The organism is uncultured Campylobacter sp., assembly GCF_938045595.1.
Classification (GTDB): domain Bacteria; phylum Campylobacterota; class Campylobacteria; order Campylobacterales; family Campylobacteraceae; genus Campylobacter_B.
This window is the reverse complement of sequence record NZ_CALIBB010000041.1, coordinates 1-7,676: the sequence shown is the minus strand read 5'-3', so window position 1 is coordinate 7,676 and position 7,676 is coordinate 1. Positions and strand designations below refer to the sequence as shown.

At 46.5% G+C, this 7,676-nt stretch carries 8 protein-coding genes and 1 pseudogene; 8 read left to right on the top strand and 1 reads right to left on the bottom strand.

The window, feature by feature from the left end:
* The 7 genes from Q0340_RS01675 to nrfD all read left to right on the top strand — a co-directional run.
* Positions 1–181 (top strand): hypothetical protein (locus Q0340_RS01675; protein ID WP_298081898.1); only part of this gene is annotated, 181 nt, incomplete at its 5' end.
* A 9-nt stretch (positions 182–190) separates the two neighbouring features.
* Positions 191–904: a disulfide bond formation protein B gene (locus Q0340_RS01670; RefSeq protein ID WP_298081897.1), complete on the top strand. Its 714-nt coding sequence runs from the start codon at positions 191–193 to the stop codon at positions 902–904.
* Positions 905–915: 11 nt separating this feature from the next.
* Positions 916–1,812, top strand: coding sequence for a hypothetical protein (locus tag Q0340_RS01665; protein WP_298081896.1), 897 nt, complete (start codon positions 916–918; stop codon positions 1,810–1,812).
* 22 nt (positions 1,813–1,834) lie between these two features.
* Positions 1,835–4,126: a molybdopterin-dependent oxidoreductase gene (locus tag Q0340_RS01660; RefSeq protein ID WP_298081895.1), complete on the top strand. Its 2,292-nt coding sequence runs from the start codon at positions 1,835–1,837 to the stop codon at positions 4,124–4,126.
* 1 nt (position 4,127) lies between these two features.
* Entirely contained in the window at positions 4,128–4,679 is a 552-nt protein-coding gene (locus Q0340_RS01655) for a 4Fe-4S dicluster domain-containing protein (RefSeq protein ID WP_298081894.1), read from the top strand.
* Between the two features lie 10 nt (positions 4,680–4,689).
* Positions 4,690–5,337 carry a molecular chaperone TorD family protein gene (locus tag Q0340_RS01650; RefSeq protein WP_298081893.1) on the top strand — a complete coding sequence of 216 codons (648 nt, stop codon included), beginning with the start codon at positions 4,690–4,692 and terminating at the stop codon, positions 5,335–5,337.
* Positions 5,338–5,339: 2 nt separating this feature from the next.
* Positions 5,340–6,227 (top strand): NrfD/PsrC family molybdoenzyme membrane anchor subunit, encoded by an 888-nt coding sequence (nrfD, locus tag Q0340_RS01645; protein WP_298081892.1) that lies wholly within the window; start codon positions 5,340–5,342, stop codon positions 6,225–6,227.
* 177 nt (positions 6,228–6,404) lie between these two features.
* Here nrfD and Q0340_RS01640 read toward each other — a convergent pair.
* Positions 6,405–6,482 (bottom strand): annotated as a pseudogene (locus tag Q0340_RS01640) (IS1595 family transposase); the annotation flags it as partial.
* A 299-nt stretch (positions 6,483–6,781) separates the two neighbouring features.
* Between Q0340_RS01640 and cas6 the strand changes: the two are divergent.
* Positions 6,782–7,594: a CRISPR system precrRNA processing endoribonuclease RAMP protein Cas6 gene (cas6, locus tag Q0340_RS01635; protein WP_298081891.1), complete on the top strand. Its 813-nt coding sequence runs from the start codon at positions 6,782–6,784 to the stop codon at positions 7,592–7,594.
* Positions 7,595–7,676 lie beyond the last annotated feature (82 nt).

Sequence of the window (7,676 nt, the reverse complement as noted above, 5' to 3'; positions counted from 1 at the left end):
AGGACGGTTTGAAATGGAATTTCTTATTTTGACGCTATTTTTGATCAGCGGGCTTATACTATATTTTAAGCCGCAGAGGAAAAATCTAGCTACGGGCTGTGCGGCGGCAGGCTGCGCGATACTGATCGCGCTCGAGTTTTACGTAAATTTATGGGTCGTCGTGCCGGTAGGCAACTTTTAGGAGGACGATATGCAAAATTTAGAACAAAATCAAATTCCCGCCGCCGAGCGAGGATTTTTTAACCTAATGTCGCTAGCCATCATCGCCCTCGTGGCACTCCCGGTCGGCATAGCCTGTTTGATACTGGGCTTTGGCATGGGAGATAGCCCGTGCGTAATGTGCTGGTCGGAGAGGATCACGATGATAGCCATCAGCCTTATCGCGCTTTTTATCCTTAGATACGGCCTAAGACCCGGCTATGTCGCAGCGCTTTTGCTAATGGCTTGCTGGGGAATGTTCAACGGCTTTATCCATTATAGCCTTGACGGTACGTTCGGAGGCTACCTCGACATAAAGCAGGGCTTCGGACTTGAAATTTTAGGCGCACACACGCAGCTTTGGGTCATCGTCGTGGATTTTTGCGTGATCGCGTTTTTGGCGATCATATTTTTATGTAGCAAAAATTTAGGCGATATAATGAAAAAGAGCGCGAGCGGCGAATACGGCGAGTTTTTGCGCTACTTGCCTCTAGGCAAGATCGCAAATTTAATCTTCATCGTCATCATCGCTGCAAACTGCGCGCAAGCTTTCATCGTCTCGGGTCCGCCGCCGTATCTGGGCTCTAGTACGCCGGCTAGACTAAGTCTTGATCCTGCAAAATGGTTTTGGGAAAAAGATCACTGGCAAAGCGCGCTTGATTTTAGATTCGATTGGAATCCGGAGCTTCCGGATCTGCCAAACTAAGGAGCAAAAAGATGAAAAAGCTGATAATTTTTACGGCGCTAGCGGCTCTGGCGTTTGGGTTTGAGTTTAATCTCGATAGCAAAGCGGGCGCGCTTGAGGGCGTGAAAGAGCTCGGTACGCCGAGTGCGGAAGTGAGCTTAAGCTTACAAAACGACGCACCGATTACGGGAGCGGATTACGACGCAGATAAAAAGCAGTTCGCGCTGGTTTCTAAAGATAACGAATTTTACGTTGCGGATGAAAATTTAAAGCCGCTTAGATACGGCAAGCACGATCGCCACTTTATAATGGAGATGGAGGCGACCGTGGGCGCGGCGTGGTACAAAAATGAGCTCGGCATGATAAGCTTTAATAAAACCTTTGTCTTTTATGAGCCTGCGGACGGGCTTAGTGCAGAGGAGCAAAACAGCCAGTGGAGGCACTTAACCGAGGGCTGGGATAAATGGAAGCTAAACGATCTCGGCAACAAAGGGCGCTTCTCCACGCTTCGAGCGAAGCAGCAATATATCCTCGGCTGGGATTACGACGCGGCTGCGAATAAATTTATCGTTGCGTCCGTGCCTAACGACGTGAGGGATTATTGGAGCGTGGCGGTGTTTGACGGCGACGATAAGATGATTTTGGAGGAATTTATTCCGCAAATCGGCTCAAATTTAAAGCTAAAAGAGAGTAGGAGCCTAGGCGAATACTACGTCACGGGCATCGACGCCCAGCCTGACGCCGTTTATCTTTTGAGTAAAAATTTCTCGACCATTTTAAAGCTAAATTTGCAAACTCATAAGATTGAGGATGCATATAGCTTTAGCGGAGCGGCAAACGCGAGGGCGCTTGCTGTGAAGGACGGCAAATTTTATGTTTTTTCGCGCGAAGGCAAAGAAAATAAGGTTTTCATATACGATATGAAATAAAGCCCACATTTAAGGAGAAGAGATGCAAAGACGTTCTTTCTTAAAAGGCGCGGGAGCGGCTCTAGCTACGGCGGGAGCCTCTCCAAGCCTATTTGGTATGGAGCAGTTTGAGGTGGATTTTAAACCGAAATCCTATAAAAACGAGCAGGGCGTAGAGTATCACTATCTTACCTGTCCTAGAAACTGCCGCGATGCCTGTTCGATGATCGCAGAGATCAAAGACGGTAAGATGGTTAGCATCAAGGGCGATCCGAAGCACCCTCTAACGCAAGGTACGGTCTGCGTCAAAGGTCATACCTACGCGATGCATCTATACAACGCCGATCGCATAATGTATCCGATGAAGCGCGTCGGTAAAAAGTGCGAGGGCAAATGGGAGCGCATCAGTTGGGATCAAGCGCTAAAAGAGATAGCCGCGAAGCTCACTGAGATCAAAGCAAAATACGGCGGCGAGGCGCTGACGGAATTTGTTTATTCGGGCAACGAAGGGCATATCTCAAAGACTATTTCGTCTGGAAATTTCTTTGAAAAATACGGCGCTACGAGGCTTGTGCGCAACCCGTGCGACTGGCCGCGCTATGCGGGCACGCCGAGCGTTATCGGCACGGATTTTTCAAAAGACGCGCTGGAAGTGGATGAGAGCGATATGTATATCAGCTGGGGCTCAAACGAAGCCTACACGGCGGTGCACTGGATCAGATTTGCCCACCGCGTCAAAAAACGAGGTGGCAAGATTATCGTCATAAATACGATCAGAATTCCGCTCGCAAACCAAGCCGATATGTTTATCCAGCTAAAGCCTTCGAGCGATCCGGCATTTTGTCTAGCGGTCTGCAAATTTTTGATAGAAGAAGATCTATACGATCATGAATTTGTAGAAAAATATACAACCGGCTTTGAAGATCTAGTTCATGAATGCTCGCTCTACACCTACGGCGAACTAAGCGATATGTGCGGCGCAAGCATCGATCAAATCAAAGTTTTCGCGCGAGAATACGCTCATGCTAAAGCGCCTGCTATTATGCACGGCGACGGCGGGCAAAGGCACTTTAACGGCGCAAGGCTGGTGCGCGCGGTTACCTTCTTGCCGGTACTTACGGGCTGCCTTACAAAACTTGGCGGCGGATTATTCTGGGCTTACGTGCATGTAAAAGGTTGCTTTAACTTCGATAACTGCATGCCAGATCTTTCGCCGAAAGATGCGGAAGGCAAAAAGATAGAGCGCCAGCAGGTAAGCTATGTAGAATTTGGCAAAGGCATCCAAAAGGAAAATCCGACCTATTTGGGTAAGCCGATAAATACGGTCATTCGCGCCTGTATCAACTACAACTCAAATTTAATGGTAACGGCGCCGAATACAAATTTAATTAAAAAACGCGTGATGGACGACGACTTTTTCTTAGTAGTCATTGATCCTTATGATACCGACACCTGCGATTACGCGGACTACGTATTGCCGGGTGTTACCTTTATGGAGAGCGAGGATATTCAAAACGATCAAATTTCGGGCTATGTCTGCTACAACGCCCAAAGCGTCAAGCCGCTGGGCGAAGCCAAGACGAATTTGGAATTTTTTAACGCTCTAGCCAAGGCGATGGGATATACCGAGGAGTGCTTTGACTGGGATAGCGAAACGGTTTGTAGAAGGTTTTTAGATACGGAATTTGCCAAAAAGCAAAATATCACCTACGAAAAGCTAAAGAGTGTGGGCTGGATTAAGCCGTTTAGGACGCCTGAGACGATGAAGGATCAGTTTCCTTACTACCCTTATGCGCCGAAGGACAAGCTGGTATTCGGCACTAAAAGCGGCAAGTGCGAGCTCTACTCCGAAGCTTTCAAAGACGCAGGCTATCATCCGGTGATCGATCTTGACGACGATTGGGATTACTACGAAAGGCATAAAAATTTCGGCAAAGATTATTTGAAAAAATATCCGCTTTATTTCATGACGCCGGGTACGCAGCTTCAGGATAACTCAAACTGGGGCAATATGCCTTACATCCTAAAACGCGTCATCGTAAAGGGCAACGCCGAGCTATTTATGACGCGCGAGGATATGCTGGCGCGCGGTATCAAAGAGGGCGATACGGTCGAAGCTACGAATGAAAAGGGTACGGCGATATTTACGGCGGTCGAGACTAATCAGATGCAGCCGGGCATCGTCTACGCATGGAATAATATCTGGGTTAAGGTCACCAAGTCTCGCACGGGAGCAAACATCCTTTGCTCGGACGGAGTAAGCGATTTAGGCAACGGATCGACCTATACCGCAAGCTTTTGCGAAGTAAAAAAAGCCGCAAAACAGGAGGCATAAAATGAAACGAAAACAAGGATTTTTATTTGATTACAACTTTTGCATAGGTTGTAAGGCGTGTGAAATTTCATGTCAGGTCTATCATAACCAAGACCCCGACATCAACTGGCGCCACGTCGATATGATGCTCATCCATGAAGACGAGATCGAAAAGGAAATTTTCATCTCGCATTCGTGCCACCATTGTGAAGAGCCTGCGTGTGTGGATGTTTGTCCCGTGGGAGCTTACATTAAGCTTGAAAACGGCGTCGTTCAGCCGCTGCACGATAAATGCATCGGCTGCGGATATTGCTTAGTCGCCTGTCCTTATGGCTCTATAACCAAGGGCAAAGACGGCAAAGCGCAAAAGTGCAACCTCTGCGCCGAGAAGCTCGAGCGCGGCGAGGAGCCTGCGTGCGTAGCGGGCTGTCCTTGCGACGTGCTAAAGCTGGTCGATAGCGACGTAAGCGATAGTGCGGGGATGGAGAAAGAGATGCCAGGCTTTAAACGATTTTTTACGAAGCCGAATATCCGCTTCTACCCTCGTATGAAGCGCAATGAGTTTATCCACTAAGGATAAAAAGATGCGTAATTTAAAGCAGAGCCTTTGCGTCGAGGACTTTTTGAGGCAGGTATTTTTGGTGCCTCTTACCGGTGAAAATTTGGACGAGCTTTTAAATTTAACACAGGATTTTGCGCCTAAGCTTAAAGAGCATAAATTTATCCTCGAATTTGCCGAATGCAAAAGCGAGCCAAGCTTAATTGATGAAATTCGCTACGAATTCAATAGGCTCTTCGTAGGTCCTAAGCGCCCCAAAGCCGAGCCTTACGAGTCGGTGTATTTCGACTATCAAACGATGTTCGGGGCAAAGACGATGCAGGTGCGAAGCTTTTACGAGAGCTCGGGGCTAAAGCTCGAGGATGCGCAGCTTGATAAATTTCCCGACGATTTCATCGGGTACGAGCTGCAATATCTTTATTTTTTAAGTTTTAGCGCGCTAAAGGCGGAGGATGAGGCTAAATTTAACGAAATTCTGCGTAAAAAGGCGGAATTTATCGCCGCTCATCCGTCGCAGTGGTTTTGCAAATTTGTCGCTCGTTGCGACGAGCACGCAAATTTAGACGTTTGGAAGAACTTCGGGAGCTTTTTAAATCTCTACCTAAATAGCGAGATGGATGCGCTTAAAAGCGCGCTAAAAGATCCTGAAATTTTTAAAAATTTAAAGGAATGACGATGGTACAGACGACTTGGGGATGGCTCATAGTCATCTATCTGTTTTTAGGCGGTCTAGGCGCCGGAGCATTTTTGTGCTCGGCTTTGGCTTACAAGGGCTTTTTGGGTTTATTAAACGAGAGGTTTTATAAATTCGGCTTTCTGCTCGCACCCGTTGCGGTAATAATAGGAACCGCGCTTTTGCTGCTTGACTTGGCGCCGAGCGCTGCGATAAATCCTCTTAAAATTTTACAGCTCTACACGCGTCCGGTATCGATGATGAGCATAGGTACGTATCTGCTTACGTTTTTTATCGTAGTCAGCGTTTTAGTGCTTTTGCAGATCAAAAAGAGCGGTAAAATTTGCGATATGATGCTCACGCTCGGAGCTATTTTGGCGCTTGGAGTGATGGGATATACGGGGCTACTGCTTTACGTCGTAAAGGCGATCCCGCTTTGGGCTAGCGTGTGGCTACCGATTTTATTTACGATCTCTGCGATCTCTACGGGGCTTAGCGCAAATGCCGCCGCTACGCTAAATGCCGGGCACGGCCTAAGCCACTGCGCGCATAAATTTCACGTCGCGTTAGTTGTGCTTGAGATCGTTGCGGTGTTAGCGCTATTTGCGAGCGTAAAAAGCGAGGCTGCGGGCATGGCGAGCGTAACCAAGATAGTCAGCGGCTCGCTTGCGCCGATGTTTTGGATAGGCTTTGTCGTGTTTGGGCTTGCACTGCCGCTGCTGGGCGGAAGCAAATTTATGCTCCGCGGCTGCAGTGTAAATGCGGACGGTAGCGTCTGCGTGCACGGCGGCGAGGAGATAAAAAGCTGTGTTTATAACGAATACGGCGTGCTTGTGGGCGGTTTTTGCCTAAGAGCATTTATCGTGCTGGGCGCGGTTTATATATTTTAACTCCTCCTTTTCCTAATACTTGGGTCGGATGAAAGTCCGACCTTTAAAATTTTAACTTTAAATTATGATTTTTCGATAGACCACCAAAAGCGACGCAGCACTACACAACTCTTGACTTTAAAATTTGGGTTAGAAACTAACCCAAATTTTGACAAGCACACCATTAAATTTGCGCTTAGTTAAATTTGATATCTTTGATGCTTCTATATTCTCTGCGAAGTATTTTAGAATTTCTATAAATTTAGCTACAGAAATTTTTTAACGGACTATATACTTATTTTTTAACTTTGCTACGCTCGTTACTTTTCAAAAACATAGTTCTCATCGTAACTTACTGCTTCTTTACATGAGCTTAAGTTAAAGAGAGCCTAATGAAAATTAACAAAAGCATAAAATTTATCTTATTGGCGTGTCTTTATGCAACCTAAATTCAAATGCTCGCCAAGATAAAATTCGCTCTTAATTGCCGGCAATTAGGTGAGCGTCTTGCCTAGTTTAAAACGCAAAAGCTCATTTTGTAGTATAATTTTCACAAAATATTATAAAGGCTATCCATGCTTAAATACTTAGAATTAGGCGTTTGCGGCACCGATTTAAAGCCCTCGCATCCTTTTATTGGCTCGGCGATCAGGGGTGCTTTTGGATACGCTCTTAGAAAGGCAAGCTGTCCTTTCGTAAGTGCAAACTGCGGGAAGTGCGACATCTCCGGCGAATGTGCGTATAATGAATTTTTTGAAAATGTATCCGACACGCCAAATTTCAGGCTGGATATTAATCTTAATCAAAAGAGCTTTGATTTTAAAATTTTACTTTTCGAACATGCCGCGCGCTACCTGCCTCACGTCGCTATCGCTATTGCAAATATGCAAGAAATCGGGCTTGAGGTAAGCAGACGCAAGTTTAAATTTTCAAATTTTACTCTAAACGGCGAAATCGTAGAGCCTAAATCTCTACTTTCAAATAAGCCCGAGCCGCTAAATTTTACGCCCGATTTTGCTGCGGGCGATTATGAAATTTCGCTTCTTACCCCGCTTCGTATAAAGCAAAAAAACGTCCTCGTCCGCCGCGAGATCGACTTTAAGTCCTTTATTCGCCAAATCGCTATGAGATTTGAGAATATAACGGGCAAGGCTATAGATAAATTCGAGGTAAAATTCTGCCGCTTCGAGCAGGATTTGCACTTTTACGATCTTAATCGCTACTCAAATCGCCAGCACACCAAAATGCAATTTGGCGGCGTACTCGGATGGATGCGAGTTTTCGGGCTTGATGAGCGCTCGGCAAAGCTTTTGCAACTCGCTCAAATTACCGGGGTCGGCAAAAGCACGGTTTTTGGACTAGGCAAAATATGGGTGGCGCGGATTTAAATTTCGCCGTGGATTGAGATTTGGAATTCAAATTTTGCCGCGAGTCGCGGAGCGGATAAATTTCGCCGTGGGTTACGGTATC

Coding starts and splice junctions, on each gene's coding strand:
- Q0340_RS01665 (WP_298081896.1), top strand. CDS start 916: ATGAAAAAGCTGATAATTTTTACGGCGCTAGCGGCTCTGGCGTTTGGG.
- Q0340_RS01650 (WP_298081893.1), top strand. CDS start 4,690: ATGCGTAATTTAAAGCAGAGCCTTTGCGTCGAGGACTTTTTGAGGCAG.
- cas6 (WP_298081891.1), top strand. CDS start 6,782: ATGCTTAAATACTTAGAATTAGGCGTTTGCGGCACCGATTTAAAGCCC.
- Q0340_RS01670 (WP_298081897.1), top strand. CDS start 191: ATGCAAAATTTAGAACAAAATCAAATTCCCGCCGCCGAGCGAGGATTT.
- Q0340_RS01660 (WP_298081895.1), top strand. CDS start 1,835: ATGCAAAGACGTTCTTTCTTAAAAGGCGCGGGAGCGGCTCTAGCTACG.
- Q0340_RS01655 (WP_298081894.1), top strand. CDS start 4,128: ATGAAACGAAAACAAGGATTTTTATTTGATTACAACTTTTGCATAGGT.
- nrfD (WP_298081892.1), top strand. CDS start 5,340: ATGGTACAGACGACTTGGGGATGGCTCATAGTCATCTATCTGTTTTTA.